The sequence below is a fragment of the Microbacterium sp. B19(2022) genome, assembly GCF_012030385.1.
Lineage (GTDB): Bacteria > Actinomycetota > Actinomycetes > Actinomycetales > Microbacteriaceae > Microbacterium > Microbacterium oxydans_B.
Genome location: NZ_JAAUVO010000004.1, coordinates 151,460 through 171,106 on the forward strand (window position 1 = coordinate 151,460; position 19,647 = coordinate 171,106).

General features: G+C 68.6%; 20 protein-coding genes and 1 tRNA gene. 11 read left to right on the plus strand and 10 right to left on the minus strand.

Going from position 1 to position 19,647, the window contains the following annotated elements:
• The first annotated feature begins 144 nt into the window (after window positions 1–144).
• Genes HCX50_RS05035 through HCX50_RS05050 form a run of 4 tightly spaced genes read left to right on the plus strand, consistent with a single transcriptional unit; the run spans window position 145 to window position 3,444 of the window.
• Window positions 145–1,191, plus strand: coding sequence for a YihY/virulence factor BrkB family protein (locus HCX50_RS05035; RefSeq protein WP_167633209.1), 1,047 nt, complete (start codon window positions 145–147; stop codon window positions 1,189–1,191).
• Window positions 1,192–1,248: 57 nt separating this feature from the next.
• Window positions 1,249–2,148, plus strand: a complete 900-nt coding sequence (locus HCX50_RS05040; protein ID WP_167633210.1) for an alpha/beta fold hydrolase — start codon at window positions 1,249–1,251, stop codon at window positions 2,146–2,148.
• Entirely contained in the window at window positions 2,126–2,710 is a 585-nt protein-coding gene (locus HCX50_RS05045) for a TetR/AcrR family transcriptional regulator (protein WP_091033743.1), read from the plus strand. Before HCX50_RS05040 ends, HCX50_RS05045 begins: the two co-directional genes overlap by 23 nt.
• Window positions 2,707–3,444, plus strand: coding sequence for an alpha/beta fold hydrolase (locus HCX50_RS05050; protein WP_237682348.1), 738 nt, complete (start codon window positions 2,707–2,709; stop codon window positions 3,442–3,444). The genes HCX50_RS05045 and HCX50_RS05050 overlap by 4 nt, the downstream gene beginning before the upstream one ends.
• Before the next feature lie 18 nt (window positions 3,445–3,462).
• Here HCX50_RS05050 and HCX50_RS05055 read toward each other — a convergent pair whose 3' ends face one another.
• Together HCX50_RS05055 and argS are read right to left on the minus strand one after the other, a co-directional pair.
• A complete protein-coding gene (locus tag HCX50_RS05055; RefSeq protein ID WP_091033745.1) occupies window positions 3,463–4,311 on the minus strand; it encodes an LmeA family phospholipid-binding protein in 849 nt (282 codons plus the stop codon).
• Between the two features lie 40 nt (window positions 4,312–4,351).
• Window positions 4,352–6,016, minus strand: coding sequence for an arginine--tRNA ligase (gene argS, locus HCX50_RS05060; RefSeq protein WP_091033748.1), 1,665 nt, complete (start codon window positions 6,014–6,016; stop codon window positions 4,352–4,354).
• Window positions 6,017–6,108: 92 nt separating this feature from the next.
• Here argS and HCX50_RS05065 point away from each other — a divergent pair, with 92 nt between their 5' ends.
• Window positions 6,109–6,924 (plus strand): SGNH/GDSL hydrolase family protein, encoded by an 816-nt coding sequence (locus tag HCX50_RS05065; protein ID WP_237682349.1) that lies wholly within the window; start codon window positions 6,109–6,111, stop codon window positions 6,922–6,924.
• A gap of 16 nt (window positions 6,925–6,940) precedes the next feature.
• Window positions 6,941–7,013: transfer RNA gene (locus HCX50_RS05070), tRNA-Arg, on the plus strand.
• A 115-nt stretch (window positions 7,014–7,128) separates the two neighbouring features.
• Here HCX50_RS05070 and HCX50_RS05075 read toward each other — a convergent pair.
• Both HCX50_RS05075 and HCX50_RS05080 read right to left on the minus strand, forming a co-directional pair.
• Window positions 7,129–7,455 (minus strand): DUF2188 domain-containing protein, encoded by a 327-nt coding sequence (locus tag HCX50_RS05075; RefSeq protein ID WP_167633211.1) that lies wholly within the window; start codon window positions 7,453–7,455, stop codon window positions 7,129–7,131.
• A gap of 35 nt (window positions 7,456–7,490) precedes the next feature.
• On the minus strand, window positions 7,491–7,835 hold the full coding sequence (locus tag HCX50_RS05080) for a hypothetical protein (RefSeq protein WP_140403341.1): 345 nt from the start codon (window positions 7,833–7,835) through the stop codon (window positions 7,491–7,493).
• A 277-nt stretch (window positions 7,836–8,112) separates the two neighbouring features.
• Here HCX50_RS05080 and HCX50_RS05085 point away from each other — a divergent pair, with 277 nt between their 5' ends.
• Entirely contained in the window at window positions 8,113–9,066 is a 954-nt protein-coding gene (locus HCX50_RS05085) for an HAD family hydrolase (protein ID WP_167633212.1), read from the plus strand.
• Between the two features lie 58 nt (window positions 9,067–9,124).
• Here the strand turns inward: HCX50_RS05085 and HCX50_RS05090 are convergent, their stop codons facing one another.
• The 4 genes from HCX50_RS05090 to HCX50_RS05105 all read right to left on the minus strand — a co-directional run bounded on the left by HCX50_RS05090 (window position 9,125) and on the right by HCX50_RS05105 (window position 12,512).
• The gene (locus HCX50_RS05090; protein WP_167633213.1) at window positions 9,125–10,510 is read right to left on the minus strand and encodes a hypothetical protein; all 1,386 of its coding nucleotides are present in this window, start codon (window positions 10,508–10,510) and stop codon (window positions 9,125–9,127) included.
• A 57-nt stretch (window positions 10,511–10,567) separates the two neighbouring features.
• Entirely contained in the window at window positions 10,568–10,915 is a 348-nt protein-coding gene (locus tag HCX50_RS05095) for an SHOCT domain-containing protein (RefSeq protein WP_091033761.1), read from the minus strand.
• Window position 10,916: 1 nt separating this feature from the next.
• Window positions 10,917–11,351, minus strand: coding sequence for a DUF6325 family protein (locus HCX50_RS05100; protein WP_167633214.1), 435 nt, complete (start codon window positions 11,349–11,351; stop codon window positions 10,917–10,919).
• Between the two features lie 87 nt (window positions 11,352–11,438).
• Window positions 11,439–12,512 (minus strand): AI-2E family transporter, encoded by a 1,074-nt coding sequence (locus HCX50_RS05105; RefSeq protein WP_167633215.1) that lies wholly within the window; start codon window positions 12,510–12,512, stop codon window positions 11,439–11,441.
• A 243-nt stretch (window positions 12,513–12,755) separates the two neighbouring features.
• On the opposite strand from HCX50_RS05105, the gene HCX50_RS05110 reads away from it, so the two are divergent.
• Both HCX50_RS05110 and HCX50_RS05115 read left to right on the plus strand, forming a co-directional pair.
• Window positions 12,756–13,142: an SHOCT domain-containing protein gene (locus tag HCX50_RS05110; protein ID WP_091033769.1), complete on the plus strand. Its 387-nt coding sequence runs from the start codon at window positions 12,756–12,758 to the stop codon at window positions 13,140–13,142.
• Between the two features lie 22 nt (window positions 13,143–13,164).
• Complete coding sequence (locus tag HCX50_RS05115; RefSeq protein ID WP_167633216.1) at window positions 13,165–13,590, plus strand: DUF6325 family protein; 426 nt, start codon at window positions 13,165–13,167, stop codon at window positions 13,588–13,590.
• Window positions 13,591–13,638: 48 nt separating this feature from the next.
• On the opposite strand, the gene HCX50_RS05120 is transcribed toward HCX50_RS05115, so the two are convergent.
• A complete protein-coding gene (locus tag HCX50_RS05120) occupies window positions 13,639–16,095 on the minus strand; it encodes a LuxR C-terminal-related transcriptional regulator (protein ID WP_167633217.1) in 2,457 nt (818 codons plus the stop codon).
• Window positions 16,096–16,243: 148 nt separating this feature from the next.
• Window positions 16,244–17,311 carry a DUF998 domain-containing protein gene (locus tag HCX50_RS05125; RefSeq protein WP_167633218.1) on the minus strand — a complete coding sequence of 356 codons (1,068 nt, stop codon included), beginning with the start codon at window positions 17,309–17,311 and terminating at the stop codon, window positions 16,244–16,246.
• Between the two features lie 188 nt (window positions 17,312–17,499).
• Between HCX50_RS05125 and HCX50_RS05130 the strand changes: the two genes are divergently transcribed.
• Complete coding sequence (locus HCX50_RS05130; protein WP_167633219.1) at window positions 17,500–18,384, plus strand: mechanosensitive ion channel family protein; 885 nt, start codon at window positions 17,500–17,502, stop codon at window positions 18,382–18,384.
• 74 nt (window positions 18,385–18,458) lie between these two features.
• The gene (locus tag HCX50_RS05135; RefSeq protein WP_167633261.1) at window positions 18,459–19,598 is read left to right on the plus strand and encodes an AI-2E family transporter; all 1,140 of its coding nucleotides are present in this window, start codon (window positions 18,459–18,461) and stop codon (window positions 19,596–19,598) included.
• Window positions 19,599–19,647 lie beyond the last annotated feature (49 nt).

Below are 19,647 nucleotides of genomic sequence, written 5' to 3' on the forward strand. Positions count from 1 at the left end.
TCACCAATCGTGGGAAGGATCTCGGGCAGGTCGCGCACATCGAGGTTGACCCGATTCTAGGGCACCGGTCGCGTCTCCCTGGTCATGGTGACGCGCCGCGTCAAGCCCCTGCGGCAGCCCGTCTCCGCCTCCTAGGGTGGGGGCGTGGCGAACACTGAAACGACGAAAGACTCTTCCGCGCGTCCTGGTCTGATCCCCCGCATCACCGGACCGGTCATCGCGTGGGCTCTCGCGCGCCGGCCGGTGCGCGCGGCGCTGTTGTACACCGAGCGCCGCGGGCCGATGCTCGCCGACAGCGTCACCTACCGTGCGTTGTTCAGCGTGTTCGCGGGCGTGCTGCTGGGCTTCTCGATCGCGGCTCTGTGGCTCGCCGGGAACCCGGTGGCATGGCAGGCGATCATCGACGCCGTACAGTCGGCCGTGCCCGGGCTCATCGGTGAGGACGGTGTGATCAAGACGAAGGACCTCCAGGCTCCGGCGTCCCTGTCGCTCGCCGGGATCATCTCGTTGATCGCTCTCGTCGGCGCGGCCCTCGGTGCCATCGGGTCGCTCCGCACGGCCGTGCGGGTTCTCGCGGGCACGCTGCAGGATGACATCCTCTGGATCTGGGTGATCCTCCGCAACCTCGCGCTGGCGATCGGCATCGGCCTGGCCTTCGTCCTCTCGGCGGCCGTCACCTTCGCCGGACAGTTGGGGGTCTCCTGGATCGCAGACCTGCTCGGGCTGCCCGCTGATGCGCCGGTCGTGGCCTGGACCGTGCGGCTGCTCTCCCTCGTCGTCGTCTTCGCTCTCGACACGGCGATCATCATCGGCGTGTTCCTCCTCCTCTCCGGGGTACGACCGTCGAGGCGGTCGCTCTGGTCGGGAGCACTGCTCGGCGCCGTGGGCCTGCTGGTCCTGCAGGAGCTGTCCGGACTGTTCGTGGGAGGAGCGACCAGCAACCCGCTTCTCGCGTCCTTCGCCTCCCTACTCGCGCTGCTGATCTGGTTGAACTTCTCGGCGCAGGTGATGCTGTTCGCGTGTGCGTACATCGTGACCGCCGAGGAGGAGAAGGCCGACCGCGTGCACGCCCGCTTCGCGGCGACGACCTTCGTCCAGCGGCGTCTGCAGCGCGCCGAGGTCGACGTCCAGGTCGCCACCGCGGAGCTGCGTGCCGCGCAGGAGGCCGCGTCCGCCGAGAAGTCCGCCTAGCCGTATCGAACCTCGTTGTGACCGGATGAGCTAATCTGGTCACAACGAGAGGACGCCATGGACGCCCGCCGCACGATCATCGATCTTCCGCACGCCACCGTCTCCGCTCTGGAGTGGCGACCGACCGCCGAGACCGGGCTTCCCGTCCTGCTCCTGCACGGCGGCGGAGCCGACAGCGCCGAGCTCTCGTGGGGCGAGGTCGGGCCGGCCCTCGCACAGGCAGGACACCGCGTCGTCGCGCCGGACCTTCCCGGCTTCGGGCACAGCCCCCGGACCGCATGGCCACTCACTCAGGAGCTTCTCGTCCGACACGTCGGCGAGCTCGTCGACGCTCTCGACCTCACCGACTACGCGATCGCCGGGCTCTCCCTCGGCGGGGGGATGACGGTCGGACATCTGCTCGATCAGCCCGGCCGCGCTCGAACCGCCGTACTGCTGGGCTGCTACGGCTTGATGCCCCGCCTCGCCGACGGCTTCCGCGGACGGATCACCCATCTGACATCGTTTCTCCTGCTGCGCTCCGGGCTACTGGCCGCGATGACCCGCTCCTATGCACGGAACCGCTCCGCACTGGAGCGCGGGTTGCGTGATCTCGTACGCAACCCGGAGGCGCGCACGCCTGAGCTCGTCGATGCGGTCCTCGCCGAAGCCGCCGGCGGCACGAGCCTGGAGACGTTCGGCGAGTGGCAGCGCGATCAGGTGCTGTGGAATCGGCTCCGTACCGTCTACACCGATCAGCTTGCGGGCATCCGCACACCCACACTGCTGGTGCACGGCGATCGTGACACCGGAGTTCCCCTCGCTCGCATCGAGACGGCGGCAGCACTGTTGCCGTCCGGCTCGCTCCGACCCATCCCCGGCGCCGGCCACTGGGTGCAGCGCGACCGACCCGACCTCGTCATCCCGGCGATGCTCGAGCAGCTGAGGAGGGATGATGCCTCGACCGCGCGTTCCTGAGCGACGCGAGCGCATCCTCGATGCGGCCCGAGCACTCGTGCTCGCGCACGGGTTCGACGCGATGAGCGTCGCCGCAATCGCCGAGCGCGCCGGCATCGCCAAGGGTGCCGTGTACCTGGAGTTCGCCGGCAAGCGTGACATCCTCGACGCCCTGCTGCTGCAGGGCAACGTGCGCATGGCCGACCGGGTCCGCGGCGAGCTGGGTGACCATCCTCGTCTCAGCGACGCCTGTCGGGCGACGGCTCGGGCGCTGCTCGACGACCCGCTGATGACCGCTGCGTTCCTCGACGATCGGGGCATCCTCGGCTCCCACGTGATGGAAGAGACCGATGGTCGCTACCGCGAGCGTCATCGGCGGGTCGTGGACTGGTTCCGCGAGCTGCAGGAGCGCGGCCTGATCGTCACGGATGTCGATCCGCGCACACTCGCTCTGGCGCTGTCGAGCACGACGATCGGACTGCTGTCGGCGGCACGACTGCTCGGCCCGCTCGACCCCGCACTGCTGGAGGGCACGATCGACACCATCGGGCGGATGGCCGCGACCTTCGAGACGGAGCGATGATGCACCTGGACGCCTTCGGGCAAGCGGGCGAACCACCACTGCTGCTCCTGCACGGCGGGGGCGTCGCCGGATGGATGTGGGAGCCGATGCGCGCCCACCTGCCCCCTCACGCGAGGGTGCTGGTGCCGGACCTTCCGGGTCACGGCCGCAGCGCGGCGGAGAACTACACCTCCCACCGCGAGACCGTCGACCTGCTCGCGCGCATTCTCGAGGACGAGGGCCGCCCGGCCACGGTCGTCGGCTTCTCGCTCGGGGCGCAGCTCGCCGTGCTGCTCGCGGCTGTGCGACCCGACATCGTCGAACGAGTCGTCGTCATCAGCGCACAGGCCGCGCCTCTGCGCATGACAGGTCCGACAGTGGCGCTCCTCGGCGCGACCGCCGGGCTCGCGAAGAACGAGAGGTTCGCGCGCCTGCAGGCCCGGGAGCTCTTCGTACCGGAATCGCACATGGCCGCCTACCTGCAGACGTCGTCGTCGCTTTCCCGGGAGACGCTGCTCACCTCGGTCGAGGAGAACCTGCGATTCGTGCCGCCCGCCGGGTGGTCGACGTTCCCCGGGTCCGCACTGATCCTGGTCGGAGCCGCGGAGAAGAAGCTCATGAGGCGCTCGGCCGCGGCGCTGCACGCAGCGCTCCCCCACAGCACGCTGGAGGTCGTCGACGGATGCGGACACGGTATCCCGCTGCAGAGACCCGAATGGCTCGCGCACCGCATCGAGGAGGCCCGCGGCGGATGACGGCGCGGCCCGAGCGGTTCAGCTCGGGCAGACGCCCTTCTCCTGGAGCGACTCGTCGGTGACGATCGCGCCGTTCACGTCGATGTCGATCACCGCCGCACCGTCGACGATCTCCAGTCCGGTGAGGGTGAGCCCGGCCGGCAGCTGATCGGCGATGCACACCCGCTGCGGTTGCGTCAGGCCCTCGCCGAGCGAGCCCAGCGTCGAGCCGACCTGGTCGAGGTCGATGTCGAGTCCGCCGATGCTCGCCGCGACCGGCGTGAGCTCCAGGTCGCCCTCCACCGCGCCGGGTGTGAGCGTCAAAGAGAGCGGCACGGCCGCCCCGAACACGGTGATCGAGCCGCTCACCGTCGCGTTCGGCGCCGCGAACTCGACCGACTCGACGGGCAGCTCGGTTCCGGCGAGCAGGGAGGTGAACTCCGCCTGGTCGATGCGGATCGTGCCGGCAGCACCTCCGAGGTCGCCGCCGCGCAACGGGACTCCGGTCGCGGTGACGTCGGCCGCCCCCGTGATGCCCTCCAGCGTCACCGAGTCCGTCGACAGGTGCAGCGTGTCGAGGGAACCGCCGAGGAGCTGCGGGAGCAGCAGGCCCTGCGTCTCGACGTCGAGCTGCTGGTCGGCGGGGAGGTCCAGCTGCTCGATGACGATCGACCGCACGATCCCCGGGAGCACCGCGCGGGCGATGAACTCGGCGGCGACCACGAGCAGCGCCAGCACGACCACCACGATCAGCAGAACCCAGGGCCAGCGGCGGCGGGTGCGCGGCGCAGCATCGGCAGGCTGTTCGGCGACGTTCCCCGGGATCACGAGCGTCGGATGATCGGCCGAGGCGTCCGGATACGGCAGGGTGTGGTTGTCGTCGCTCATGCCTGCCATCCTGCCGTACCCGACGGGATGGCCGCGCGCATCACATGCGCTCGGGGGCGCTCACTCCGAGGAGATCGAGACCGTTGCGGAAGACCTGGCCGGCGGCGTCGTTCAGCCACAGACGCGTGCGGTGCACGGTCTCGATCGGGTCGTCACCCTGCGGGATCACGCGGCAGTTGTCGTACCACCGGTGGTAGAGCCCGGCGAGCTCCTCGAGGTAGCGGGCGACACGGTGCGGTTCGCGGACCTCGGCGGCGAAAGCGACGATGCGCGGGAACTCCTGCAGCGCGCCCAGCAGAGCGGCCTCGGATTCGTGCGTGAGCGTCTCGGGGGCGAATTCCGACCGATCGACACCCGAATCAGCGGCGTTCCGCGCGACGTTGTGCGTGCGGGCGTGGGCGTACTGTACGTAGAAGACCGGGTTGTCGTTCGTGCGCTTCTGCAGCAGTTCGGGGTCGAGGTCGAGCGGCGAGTCCGCGGGCGACCGCTCCAGCGAGTACCGCAGCGCATCGGTGCCGAGCCAGTCGAGCAGGTCGTCCATTTCGATGATGTTGCCGGCGCGCTTGCTGAGGCGGGCGCCGTTGATCGAGACCATCTGCCCGATCAGCACCTGGACGTTCTTCTCCGGGTCTTCACCCGCGGCTCCCGCGACCGCCTTCAGACGGTGCACGTAGCCGTGGTGGTCGGCGCCGAGGAGGTAGATCTTGTTCTGGAACCCGCGGTCACCCTTGTTCAGGTAGTACGCGGCGTCGGCGGCGAAGTAGGTGTACTCGCCGTTCGAGCGACGGATCACGCGGTCCTTGTCGTCGCCGAAGTCGGTCGTGCGCACCCACACCGCGCCATCCTCATCGAAGACGTGCCCCTGCTCGCGCAGACGGTCGACGGCCTGGTCGATCAGGCTCGTGCCGGACGCATCCTTGGCGTGCAGGGTGCGCTCGGAGAACCAGACGTCGAACGGCACGTTGAACCGATCGAGCGAACTCTTGATCTCGGCGAGCTGGAACTCGTAGGCGAGCTCGAGCGCGACGGACGACTGCTCGCTCTCGGGAAGCTGCAGCAGGTCGGGACGCGACTCGAGCACCCGGCCGGCGAGCGTCGCGATGTACGCACCGGGGTAGCCGCCCTCGGGAGTCGGCTCGCCCTTGGCAGCCGCGAGGATGGAGACGGCGAAGCGGTCCATCTGCGCGCCGGCGTCGTTGATGTAGTACTCGCGCACCGCATGCGCGCCGCTCGCCAGCAGCAGACGCACGATCGAGTCGCCGAGCGCCGCCCAGCGGGTGTGCGCGATGTGGAGAGGACCGGTCGGGTTCGCGGAGACGAACTCGACGTTCACGCTGACGCCCTCCTGCGACGCATTCGTGCCGTAGGTGGTGCCGGCGTCGACGATGACCTTCGCCAGTGCGCCCGCGGCGGCGGCATCGAGACGGATGTTGATGAACCCCGGACCGGCGACCTCGGTGCTCGCGATGCCGTCGACAGCGGCGAGACCGTCGGCGATCTGCTGCGCGAGCTCGCGCGGGTTCGTGCCGAACGGCTTCGCGAGCCGCATGGCGATGTTCGATGCCCAGTCGCCGTGGTCACGGTTGCGCGGGCGCTCCAGCACGATGTCGGCTGCGGAGACTCCGAGCGGCTCGCCGGGACGTCGTTCCTCGGCGATCGGGGCGAGGACGGCGAGGAAGGCGGCAGCAAGGGTTTCGGGGTTCATAGCCCCCTCAGTTTACGGGTCGGGGACAGGCCGTCCGACGGCGCGGGGCGCGCGGAATTCGCAATCGGCGCGCAGTGATCTACTCTCAACCCATGAAGGCCCCCGCCACCCGTCGTCGACTGCGCACCGCAGGGGTCGCCATCGCACTCCTCCTCGCCGTCGCGGCAGGCGTCCTCGGCATGTGGCGGCCGTGGACATCGCCGCCCTCCGCCGCCCCCATCGGTGCCCCGGTCGCGGCCGCCGGCGCGGCCTCCGAAGCCATCGCGCCAGCTCCCCTCACACTGCCGGACCACCCGACCGTGCTGGTGTTCGGAGACAGCTGGACCTACGGCTCGGCGGCGACCGTCCCGACGCTCGGCTACGCGTACCTCCTGGCCGATCTGATCGACGGCGAGACGATCGTGAACGGTGTCCGCGGCAGCGGTTATCTGAAGCCCGGCCTCGACGGCCCGACCTTCGGCGAGCGCATCGCGACACTCGACCCCTCGCTCGCGCCCGACCTCGTGATCATCCAGGGCTCGATCAACGACCGGGCGCAGGGCGTCGAGGGCTACCGCGAGGCCGTGACCTCCGCGTGGGACGCCCTGGCCGCCACATATCCGGATGCGGTCATCGTCGTGCTGGGCCCGGCACCGCACGAGCTGCCGGTCGGGGCTGCGACCGCGCGCATCGACACGGATCTCGGTGAGCTCGCCGGAGCCCGCGGCTGGTGGTACATCTCCCCCATCGCCCGGAGCTGGATCACCGAGCAGAACTATCTCGACGTGATCGACGTCGAGGTCGGACGCAAGCATCCCTCCACCGACGGGCACCGGTATCTGGCCGAGAAACTCGCCGCAGCGCTCGAAGAGCTGCGCGCCGCGCCGGTCACCGAAGCCGGTGGGTCGGAGACGACCCCCGACGAGTGATATTGTCGATCGGTACGCCTCCGTAGCTCAGTGGATAGAGCGCCGGTTTCCGGTACCGTAGGTCGCAGGTTCGACTCCTGTCGGGGGCACACAGACCAACTGCACAATGAAGAGACCCCGCCTGATCCAGGCGGGGTCTCTTCGTTTCGGGCGCGGCGACGCCGAGCGGACGAGTCGACGCCGGACGCACTCGCTTCAGGCGGATCAGCCGGAGGGATTCTCCAGCGGGAAACCGTTCTCGTCGGTCGTGTCCGTCCCCGCCCCGGTGAGGGGCTTCTCCCCCACGACAGCCACATCGTCGTCCGGTCCACCGCCGTCGGTGATCGTTCCCGTCGGCTCGCTGTCTTGAACGACGTGCGTCACGCCGTGTGCTTGGGCGAGGGCATCCGCCTCCTCTATCGCCTCGTCGCGGCTGCTGTAGCTGCGCGAGAGATCAGGCGCACCTTCGACCTCGTTCACCCATTGGCCGTTCTTCGCTCTCGTGACGACTCGCTTCACGCCGTCAGAAACGCCTTCCGGTGTCGATTCCATCTCTCTCCTCCTCCTTCATCACGTCACCCGCATCGTCACATCAGGGATGAGTCGTACCCGTCGGGATGCTCCGGCTCCTCGCCCGGCTCGAACGCCGGTCCAGCTTTCGGTGTCAGTGCGTGCGCACGCGCGAGAAGTCGTCTCGCTGCGCCTTCATCGTCATCGATCTCCGGGGCGAGGCCCGCGTCGATCACGGCGATGGGAAGCATCGTTCCGAGCGCCAGGCGGACATTCGAGCGCTCACCACCGGAGCCGACGACGGGGATCTCGACGACGTCGTTGCGTCGCTCCTCCGTCAATGCCAGCCAGTACTGGACCACCGCATCGGCCGTCGCGTCGCCGGTCAGATAGCTTCCGACCTGGGTGATGAGCGTCTTCATGGTCACTCCCTGGACTCGTCCGGCTGCTTCGCCGCCGGGTCCGTGGCGGCGCTTTCACACTAGGTCGAGCCATTCCCACACGTGACCCCCTTGCGAATTCGGCCTCGCGATGATTCAGTACGGATCCTCGACCGACGGTGACCCGACTGGAGGTACACATCGCGGCCCTACGGTCGACGGCATCGCCCCCACCGGGTGACCGATGACTGCGCGATGACACCGCGGGTGCGACCCTGGAGGCGATTGCCGCCCACTCATCGAGACGCGAGGACCCGACATGACCGATCACAGTTCTCTCCCGTCCTGGCGCGACACCACGACGCGCAAGGACATCGAGGCCTTCGTCGCCTCCGTCACGGAAGGCCCGGATGCGGTGCCTGTCGAGGAGCGCATCGCCGTGTTCGACAACGACGGCACACTGTGGTCCGAGAAGCCGATGCCCACGCAACTGCACTACGTGGTCGAGCAATGGCGCGCGGCTGCGGAACGCACGCCGGAACTCGCCGAGCGGCAACCCTACCTCGCCGCGGTGAGCGGCGACTTCGGCTGGCTGAGCACGGCGATCGACAAGCACTACGGCGGCGACGACTCCGATCTGAAGACCATCATCCAGGCGCTCGTCGGCCTCACCGACGGGATGAGCGTGGAGGACTACGCACTGTCCGTCGGGGAGTTCTATCGCACAGCGCAGCATCCCGTCATGAAGCGGCCGTATGCCGACGCCGTGTACCAGCCGATGGTCGAGCTGCTCCGGTACCTGGAGGGGCACGGCTTCACCTGCTACATCGTGTCGGGCGGCGAGCGCGACTTCATGCGCCCCATGACGCAGGCCAACTACGGCATCCCGCCGGAGCGGGTCGTGGGCTCGGCGTTCGGTCTCACCTGGGACGACGCCGACGCGACCGTGAAGTACTCGTCGTCCCTCGCCTTCTTCGACGACGGGCCCGAGAAGCCGGTGCGCATCTGGAGCCGTATCGGCCGACGACCGCTGTTTGCGGGCGGCAACTCGAACGGCGACACGGCCATGCTCGACTTCGCCCGCAAAGGGCCGCGTCCCGGATTCGCGATGCTGATCCACCACGACGATCCCGACCGCGGCGACGCGCCTTACGACGCGGGCGCCGAGAAAGCACTCGCGGCAGCCGATGACAGCGGGTACACCGTCGTGAGCGTCAAAGACGACTGGGCAACCGTGTTCCCCCAGGCATCATCCGAGGTCGACGGCGCCTGAGCCACAAACGGAGGATGCCCGGGGAGCACGTCTCTCCGGGCATCCTCCGTGTGGCTGCTCACGAAGCGGCGGTGACCACCGGAGATTCCGGGTCTGCGGTCTCGATCCCCACGCCATCCGTCTCGGGCGTCCCCGGCTCTTCCGGAGGAGCCGCCACCGCGGTCGGACGCCGCAGCAGCTCGATCAGGATCATGAACACGATCAGTCCGATCGTCACGCCGATCACGCTCCCGAATGAGACGGGTCGTGTCACGATCAGGACGAGCAGTGCGAGGGCCATCCCGACGATGACGATCGGGCCGTGGAACCTCTCGACCGCGAGCCCGAATCGTCCGGTGGACAGTCCCCGTCGCTCCCAGGTCCCGCGCACCGCGGAGAAGCCGGAGTCGAGGATGCCGCGCGCGGCCCTGGCGCTGCGGCTCGAACCGGCGAGCCAGGCCCACACCGCGATGAGAACGCCGACCATCGCCAGTGCCACGATCGTCGAGCTCAGCAGCGAGGTCACCTCGTCGAACAGCGCCTGCGCGGCCGCCGACGTCATGATCGACGGGCTCACAGCACCGATGAAGAACGTGCGTCCGATGCCCATCCCCGCGGAGAGCAGGAGGAAGGCGACCGCGAAGGCGGCACTGGTCCAGAAGAGCGCCCGGGGACGGTTGCGGGCGATCAGGATGCCGGCGACCACGAGTCCGAGCACCACCCAGGGCAGCCAGAACCCCGCGGCGACCGCGATCTGGTAGACGGTCCGGACGAGCACCAGAGCGTCCGCCTGGGCGATAGGGATCGACCGGTCGATCTCCGGGATCAGATCGGCGAAGCCGACACCACGCTCCGTCAGCACGGACTTGACCCGCTCGACGACGAGGCCGAGGTCGATCGAGAGCACCCCGTCGTCCGCCAGCTGCAAGGCGGTGTCCGGGCTGTTCTGCATGATCGCGACCGCGCGCTCATGCGTGAAGCGCAGCGACTGCGCCCAGATGTCGGCGAACTGATCCGAGGCGACGACGTCGTGGATCACCCCGTCGACGAGCGATGTCAGTCCGCTCGCCGCCGGTGCCTCCAGGAGGGTCAGCGCCGATGCCGCACGCGGAGGGAGATCGAGCTCGCGTAGTCCATCGAACACCTCGCCGACCACGGCGGTGAGGTCGACCTGCTCCTGGATAGCGGCGCTGGCCTGGGCGGCGACGAAGTCCTGCACGTCGGGATCCTCGGCCAGGGGCGCGAACGTCGCCACGAACCGATCGGCGTCGACCAGCTGCAGGCGTGCCCACGTACCCATCGCCGCGATCGGCGCCAGCAGCACCGCCACCGCGAGCACGATTCCGGCGACGATGCTCCGGCCGACGGGTCGGCGACGAGGCTTCTCGCGCGTCTCGATCTTGAGCGTCTGGTTCTCCTGCTCGAGGAGCAGCACCCGCGCTCGCAGATCATCCAGTTCGCTCATTCGCTCTCCTCCTCTATGCGTCGCATCACACGCGTCCGTCCCCGCCGATCGCTCCCCTCAGCTCAGGAGCTTCTGCTTCGCCGCAGCGAACTCCGTCTCGGACAGCACACCTGCGTCTTTCAGCGACGCCAGCTGCTGCAGCTTCGCGATCAGATCGTCTGTTCCGCCCGTCGCACTCGCCGGGGCCGGTGGGGCCGCGTATTGAGAAGCCGCATTCTGCGCCGCGGCATCGACCTGTGCCTGCTGCTGCGCGGCCTCATACTGCTGCTGCTCGTACTGGCCCTGCGCACGCTCCTGCTGATGCCGGGACATCGCACCACCGACAGCCGACGCCGTCCCCGCGACCACCGCCGTCCTGGCGGCCAGTCCGATCAGTCCCGGGCGACCGAATCTTCTCAAGGGCATGTCATTCACCTTCCTGATCGAGGATGTCCATCATGGCGTTCACGACGGGGGCGGGCACGCGCTCGCTGCGGAGCACCTGACCACCGGAGGCGGCGAGGGTCTGCGCGAGGGTGCGGGCGAAGGCAAGCTCCAGGACGACGACGGCAGCGGACTGGCCGGGGGCGAGGGCACTCGCCAGAGCCTCCACGTCTTCTTCGCCGGCGAGCCCAGCGGCGAGCGGCTCGAAGTCATCGAGCCCGAGTGAGCCGTCGTCCGAGTCGAGTTCGACGATCTCGACCTCCCCGGCGGCCGATTTCGACAACAGAACGAAGTCGAGCAGGCGCACGACCCCACTGTCGATGAGGTCGGTCAGCGCGCGGAACGTCGACGGGTCTGGACGCTCACCCTCGAACCCGACGAGGTAGAACTCGGCGGGGCCGAATCGGAAGTCATTCATGGATTGTCCTTTCTCACGGTGGCGACGTACCGGGACTCTGCCGCCATGTTCGCACCGTCGCGCTCGAGGTCATGGCCGCGCTCACCCCTATCGGATGAGAACTTCGCCGTCCGGCGGCTCGGTCTGGCGATTCTGGCGCGGGATCCACACCTGGCGGATGACGATGAGGATCGAGGCCGTCAGAGGGATCGCGACGAGCGCTCCGAGCAGCCCCAGCAGGGTGGCCCCGATCATCGCGCCGATGATCACCAGCACACCGGGAACGGCCGCCGCCTTCCCCATGATGCGCGGGGTCACGACGTAGGCCTCCACCTGGATGTACACGAGGTAGGCGATCACGAAGACCAGGGCCTCCGTCGGGCTGACGAACAGCGTGGCGATGCCGCCGATGACAAGGAACACCAGCGAGCCGATCATCGGCACCAGCGTCACGAAGAAGGCGACGATCGCCATCACCGCGGGTATCGACGAGCCGACCACGAGCTGGATCACGAAGACGATGCCCGCGTTGATCGCAGACAGTGTGACGCCGCCGGCGACCACTCCCCCGACGGACTGCGTGATCTCATCGAGGACCCCGGCGAATCGGGCCCGCCGATACAACGGCAGGAGGTTCGCGAGCGCCCCTTTGATGCTCTGCGGGGAGGAGACGAAGTACAGCGTGAGGACGGTGACCATCACGAAGCTCGAGACGGCCCCGATGACGCCGAATCCTGCTTTCAGCACCCCTCCGGAGATCGCGAGGAAGGAGGAGAACGTCGTGAGTGAGCGGATGCTGTCGGCGATGACCGCCGACAGGTCGACTCCGAGGTCGGCCTCCAACGCCCGATACCACTCGCTCTGCTGCATCGCGGCGATCGTCTCTAGTGCGGCCCCGATCGCCACGGCGATCTGGCGGATGGTCGCCGGCATGAGAACCGGGAGGATCACCGCGACGATCCCCAGAAAAATGATCGCGACGATCGTCACGCCCGCCGCTCTGCTCATCCCCCGACGCTCGAGGGCGCGTACGGCCGGATCGAGTCCGAGTGCCAGGAACATGCCGAGGAAGATCGAGATCAGCACCGTCGAGATGCCGGCGATCGTCGCTGCGAGGGCGATCGCGAAGAGGACGCCGATGGCGATGGAGAAACCGGAGAGCAGCGGCTTCGCCGGCAGCACGAGCTGAATCCTGGAGCGTCGCCGCCCCCGCCGTCTTCTGCGTCGTGCTCCTGCCGGTTCGCTTCCACGAGGGGCACGCTACGCGGGGAGGCCGACGGAACCCCCGCCCCCTTCACCCGTTCGTGATGACCATCGCGGCGCCGATCGACACGGGGTCGCCCGCTAGGGGTGAGCGGCTTTCCCACGCCGATGGTCGCGCTGTCACGATCACCGTACGCAGTAACTCAACGAAAGGGGTCCGAAGTGTCCATTTGGGAAAGCTTCTGGGACATCATCTGGTGGTTCTTCTGGGTCTTCGTGTTCATCTCCTACCTGATGGTGCTCTTCAACATCGTGGCCGACCTGTTCCGCGATCACGCTCTCAACGGGTGGTGGAAGGCCGTGTGGATCATCTTCCTCATCTTCGTCCCCTTCCTCACGGCGCTGGTCTACCTGATCGCGCGCGGCAAGGGAATGGGCGAACGCAGCGTCTCGTCGTACCGGGAGCAGCAGCACGCTGCCGACTCCTACATCCGCAGCGTCGCCGGATCCAGTCCCAGCGATGAGATCGACAAGGCGTCGAAGCTCCTTGCCGCGGGGACCATCACTCCCGAGGAGTTCGCCGCCATCAAGACGCGCGCACTGAGCTGACATCGTGGCTGAGGTGGTCGACATGACTCTGGAGGCGCTCGGCGACGTCGAATTCGTCGTCGTGCGCCTGGAGGACGACCGCCTCAGCCCCGATATCCTCGAGGCCCTGCTCCGGCAGGTCGAGAGCGGCGCCATCCGCCTCTTGGACTTCCTTCTCATCCAGCGGCTCGATGTGGAGGACTGGCGCCTCATCGAGATCGACGCCGATGAGTTCACCCTCGCCGGTCTCGGGCTGGACACCCCGGGCCTCGTCTGCGAAGAGGACGCCCGTCACTTCGCTTCGGGTCTTCCGATCGGGTCGCTCGCGGCGCTCATCCTCGTCGAGCCGACGTGGAGCGAGCGATTCTCCCGCGATGTCGACCGACGAGGTGATCGCATCCTCGCGACCCAGCCGATCCCTGCGGCGATCGCGAACACCGTCCTCGCATCGGCACTGCGCCAAGACTGACGCCACCCGCACCGAGACCGCGTCGAGCGAGCGACCGCCCTCCGCGGGTCAGACCGTCGTCCGCACAGCCTCTCGACGAGAGGAGACACCGAGCTTGCGGTAGATGGCGCGCTGGTGGGTCTTCACCGTGTTGATCGACACGGCCAGCTCCCCTGCGATCTCGTGCAGTGTGCGGGCCGTCTGCAATTGCTGGAACACATCGCGCTCTCGCTCCGAGAGCGTCTCGACCAGCGAGCCGGCGGCATCGTTGGCGAGGCACCGGCCGATGAAGTCCTCGAACTGCGTACCGAAGTGCACGTGTTCGCCCAGCAGCTTGCGCACCGCAGCCTCGCGAGGCCCGAACGGCAGCCGGATGTTCTCGCCGGACGCGACCGCGACGGCCGCTTCGCACAGCTCGTGAGCCTCGTCGTGGTGCCCGGCATGGCGACGCAGGACCGCGGCGGTGATCAGCGTCGCGGACTTCACATACGACACCTCGCCGAAAGCCCGCAGTGATCTCAGCATCTCCAGTGCCGCCGGGTAGTCGCCGGCGCGGCGCAGCAGCCCGGCGAGCGCGACGTTCACGACGGGCAGATCAGGGCAGTGGATGTACTTCCTGGCGATCCGCATCGCCCGATCATGCCGACCGACCGCCTCTTCCAGCAGGGCGACGGACGACTCGCGGAACGCCGGCCACGAGACGCCGTGGACGACCTCGAGCGGGATCTCCTGAACGCCGATCGCCGCACGACGGCATGCCGGGACATCACCGGTCTCGGCCGCGGTGTACGCGATCATCATCCGCGCCACGCCCGTGAAGGAGCGGTCGGAGCTTCCGTTGGAGATCACCGCCCCGAACGCGCGGGTCGCCTCGTCGAACTCGCCCGACCAGTACGCGACGTACCCGGCGGCGGCCGCGGCGCTTCCTCCGGCATAGGTGCTCCAGGGAAGGCTCACATCCTCCTCGTCCTGTGCTGCCGCAAGCGATGCGCGCGCGTCGATGAAGCGTCCGGCCCAGGTCTGCCCGAATGCCAGGTGCCCGAGCGACCGTTTCGCGAGTTCGCGGTCATCGGAGCTCTGTGCCTCCCTGGCGGCGGCCGAGAAGTACTCGAGCGGGATCATCGGATTGCCGCGGTGCCGGATCTCGGTCCACCCGAGGAGGTAGTTGAGGGCCGCGCGATCTCCGAGCTCGGTCGAATCCGCGTCGAGCAGCATCCGGCGCACCTTCGCACTCGCCTCGGCGACCTCGTCGCGCTCATCGGCGATGAACAGACGCGCGATCTGCAGTACGGCGGGCTCGGTCCCGTTCCCTGTCCGTCCGATCGTCGCCTCTGCACGCCGGAAGAGCTCGCGCGCAACGCGGTGGTCGCCGAGCACATCGCTCGCACAGGCACGGACGAGGAGCACCTGAGCATCGTCGGGTGTGCGTCGCAGCATCTCGGTCGCGGTGCGCTCGACCTCTGCCGCGCGGGCGCCGACCACGAGCCCGAGCCAGCGGTGCAGCAGGGTCTTCCTCGCGGTATCCGAATCCCCCGCGCGGAGGGAGTGCGCGATCGAGGCGGTGGGATCCGTGGCCTCGAGCGCGATAGCGGCACGACGGTGGCAGGCCGCAGCCCGGGCGGTGTCGAGCGCGACGATGTCGGCACACTGCTTGGCGAACGAGGCGTGCCACCGGTAGACGACGCCGTGCGGACCCTCGAACCGATCGAGGAACAGGCCGAGCCGTACGCAGGTCTCCAGCAGCTCCGCGGCATCCTGACGAGCGGTCACGGCGACAGCGAGTTCCGGAGTCAGCTCGCCGCAGACGCTGCCGTCAAGCACGAAGTCGGCGATGTCGGGGGGCAGCGCTGCCAGCACATGCTCGCGCACGTAGGTCCCGAGGAAGCTCGACGCGCTCTGCGCGCGGGAGTCCGGCCGCGCTCCGCCGATCATCAGGAGCCGGACGGCGATCGGCCATCCCCGAGACTCCGCGAAGATCGTGTCGGCGGCGAGCCCGCTCGCTCCCGCCTTGTGGAGCAGGGTCACCTCCGGGGCGGTGAAACTGAGGGTCTCCGCTCCGACGAACGAATCGGGATGCGTAATCCGATGCCGGGAGAGGGTGACCTCGAGCAGCGTCGTGCCGACCAGCACCACCCTCAGATTCTCCGGTGCCTGCTCGGCGAGCATCCCGAGGAGCCCGCTGCGCCAGCACTCCCCTGCGCGGTGTGCGTCGTCGACGATCAGGTGCACGGGAGCGTCGAGAGCGTCGAGGGCGCCGCAGATCTCCTGGTAGGCGTGCTCGGGGTCATCCAGATCGCGCGCGAGTGCGAGGGGATGCCCCGCACGTTCGGCACCGGCGAGCAGCGCATGCACGACGCCCTGCGTCAGACGCGAAGGGTCGGAGTCGAAGGAGCTGAGGCCGAGCCAGGCGACCTGCTCGAGCCCCGACGCCCAGTCGGAAACCGCGGTCGTCTTGCCGAAACCGCTCGGCGCGCTGATGACCGTCAGTGGGTCGATCGCCACTGCATCGGCGATCGCGGTGCTCACCCGTTCACGGCGGATGGCACCCGGTTGGGGCCCCGGTGGGCGGAAGCGCACTGTGGGTCCCGGCGTCGTCGATCGTACGGGGGGCGACATGGCACCAAAGCTAGTGGCGTCGACGACCCGCTCTCAAGGGCATCCTCCGGGTGATCTTTCAGTCCTCCCCACCCTTCCTCGCATCACGCTTGAGCGCATCGGCGGTGCGAATGAACAGGATGATCCAGGTGAACACCACGGTTCCCGCCACCAGTTCGACCGCCGTCAGGGTGTAGTAGCCGACGGCGAAGAACACCGAGAGCAGCAGGATGAGCAGCGTGAAGACGTATCCGACGAGCAGGAATGTACGAGAGACGCCGGGCACCCACCGGCGGACGGCGATGATGAGCACCGCGTATGCCACCACCATTCCGGATGCCACACCGGTGTGCAGGGCGAAGTGCTCGTCGACGGGGAACACCCCCACGAGACCGAGGAAGATGCCGACGATCACGAGGCACGTGCGCACCGAGGCCGCTCCGCGGGGGTGGGTCGTCGGGATTCCCTTCGTCGCGTAGCGGGCGAGGGTCGTCACGAGGATCCCCGCGACGATCAGGGTCAGGTTGAAAGCACGGGCGGAGAGGTCGTCGGTCATGCCGAGGGCGCTCAGATTCTCCTTCCACCACTGCGGGTCGCTCGCCGTGAGCATGCTCGCCAGCACCCCGAGCACGAGGAACACGGCGAGCACGGTCGCCAGCAGCTGCAGGTCGAGGTGCGTGGCGGAGTAGTAGGTCACGTACGCGGTCAGGGCCGCTCCGGCACCGGCCAACATGAGCACGGGCACCGGGTACACGACGGCCCCGATGAGACCCGCCTCGACGATCGTGGCTGCCAGGGTCCACCCGAGCAGGGCGATGATGGCATGGGCGAAGGCGAAGGCGGCGATGTCGACGATGTCGAGCACGCCGAGCCGTTTCCGATGGGCGGGATCGGCCGCGATCACGCGTCCCAGGACGAAGACGACGATCGCCGTCACCGCCGACATCAGCGCCGCGAACTGTCCGAGCGAGTCGGGACCCGCGATGGGCGCGGCATGCAGCCGGAAGACGGGCAGTGCGACGAGCGCTGCGAGGATGAACGAGAAGATCGAGATCTGAAGCCCGATCGCCTCGCGAGCACGCTCGCGTGTGGCCCCGCGCGAGCGGGCCTCCGTGAGGAGGTCCTGTCCTGATGGCATCGACGACATGCGCTCAGTCTCCTTCTCCGCTGCACCACCGGCGAGAGCGGCTCATCCCTTCGGGGCGATGCGGCTCCGTGAAGCGTGCTTCGATGGACTCCCCGAGCGGGCCGTCGTGCCCTGCGGCGCGCGTGTCGCGCGGTGCTCACCCGCTGAGGATGAGTGTCGTGGGCACCGGGGAGTAGCGTCGCGCATGCTTGTCGGATGAGGTCGAGGAGCCGGAGCCGGACGCCGAGCGGACGGCGATCGTGACGCTGGGCGATCTGTTCCCGGAGGGCCTGTCGGGGTGGCAGATCGTGCTCGCGCTGCTGTCGGTACTCGTCGGCTGGCTGCTGTCGCGGCTCGCTCGCAAGGGCGTGCTGAAGTTGGCGGCGCGGACCCCGGGGATCTCCGACTCCGTGTCCCAGTTGGCTGCGCGCTTCACGCAGTATGGTCTGCTCCTGGTCGGGATCGGAGTCGGGCTGGCGTTCCTCGGGGCGAACGTGCAGCCGCTGCTCGCGATGACGGTGATCGCCGCGATCGTCCTGGTGCTGGTGCTGCGCGGTGTCGCGGACAACTTCGCGGCCGGTGTCCTGATCCAGTCCCGCCAGTCGGTGAAGATCGGCGAGGAGATCGGCATCGACGGCCCCGACGGGGTGATCCGAGGCACCGTGCAGGAGCTCAACGGTCGCTCGGTCATCCTCACGACGGTCGACGGCCGCACGGTGCACGTGCCGAACGCCGCGCTGCTCACCGGGGTCCTGGTGAACGACTCACGTCACGGCGCGCGCCGGAGCGACGTCGACATCCGCATCGCGCGATCGGCGGGACTCGACCTGGACGAGGTGATCACGACCATCACGGGTGCGGCGAGCGGTGTCGACGGCGTGCACGCACGAGAGCATCCGAACGTGCGCATCGCCGCGATCTCACCCACTCGCTGGACGCTCACCCTCCAGATCTGGCACCACCCGCTGCACGGCAGCGCGGTGGTCTCCGACACCGTTCGCGGAGTCGCCGAGGCGATCGAGGCGGTCGGGTTGCAGGCCGTAGTCACTCCGCAGCAGGGTGTGCCGCCCCTCGTGCCGCCGGAGCCGTTCTGAGCGCCCGGGCCGCCGGGTCGCCGTCCGCGAGGCGACCGGGCGCCGATCCGACCGGGGGCTACGCTGGCCGCGTGATGACCTCGCCTGCGCCCGAGCGCGCCACCGACCGCTCGCTCTCCCCCAGCCTGCGCGTGCTTCTTCTGCTTGCAGCGAGCGTGGTGACGCTGGCCGGTGTTTATCTCGCACGCGATCTGTTCGGACCGATCGCCCTCGCCATCGTGATCGTGGTCATCTGCGAGCCGCTCCGCCGCCCGCTCGATCGGCACGGTTGGCCGCAGTGGGCGAGCACGACCGCGGTGATCGTCGTCGCGTATCTGATACTGCTGGCGATGGGCGCGCTGCTCTGGCTCGCCGGAACGCAGTTCGCCCGGCTCATCGCAGACCTGGTGTCGCAGGGCGGTCTGGAGAACACCGCCGCCGAGTTGGTGGGATGGCTGAAGACGCTCGGCTTGGATGAGGAGGCCTCGGACGCCGCGGCCTCGATCCTCGATCCGGAGACGCTGCTCGGCGTTGCGCGCAGCATCGGAGGCACCGTCCTCAGCGTCGCGACGGCCCTGTTCTTCGTCTGCGCCTACATCATCTTCATGGCGATCGATGCGGCACGCTACGGTCGTGCACCGGCTCTGTTCGGCGCGACCAAGGGCGCCGTGCTCGCGCGGATCTCGCATCTCAACTCCGGCGTCCGGCGCTATTACATCGTCAATGCCACGTTCGGCGCGATCGTCGCGGTCATCGACGGCCTGGCTCTGTGGTGGATGGGCATCCCGGCTCCGGTGGTCTGGGCGATCCTCGCTTTCGTCACGAACTTCATCCCGAACGTCGGCTTCGTCGTCGGGCTCGTCCCCCCGGCGATCCTCGCCTTCGTGGTCGGCGGCTGGCCGCTTCTGCTCGGCGTCATCGTGGTCTACAGCGTCGTCAACGTGGTGCTCCAGGTGCTCGTGCAGCCGAAGTTCGTCAGCGACGCCGTCGACCTCAGCCTCACGCTGAGTTTCTTCTCGGTCATCTTCTGGACGTTCATCATCGGGCCGCTCGGCGCGATCCTCTCCATCCCCCTCACGCTGCTCGTGCGTGCGCTCGTCCTCGAGGGCGATCCCGAGGCGACGTGGGTGCGCTGGCTGTCGGGAGACCGCACAGCCGTACCTCCGGAACCTGAGCCCGAGCAGCTTCCCGTCGTGCGCACGCGACGCCGGCGCCGTGGGGGCCGCCGTGCCTGACAGGAGGGCAGCCGTGATCGCCGTAAATCACCCGGAGGAGGTTGCGCCC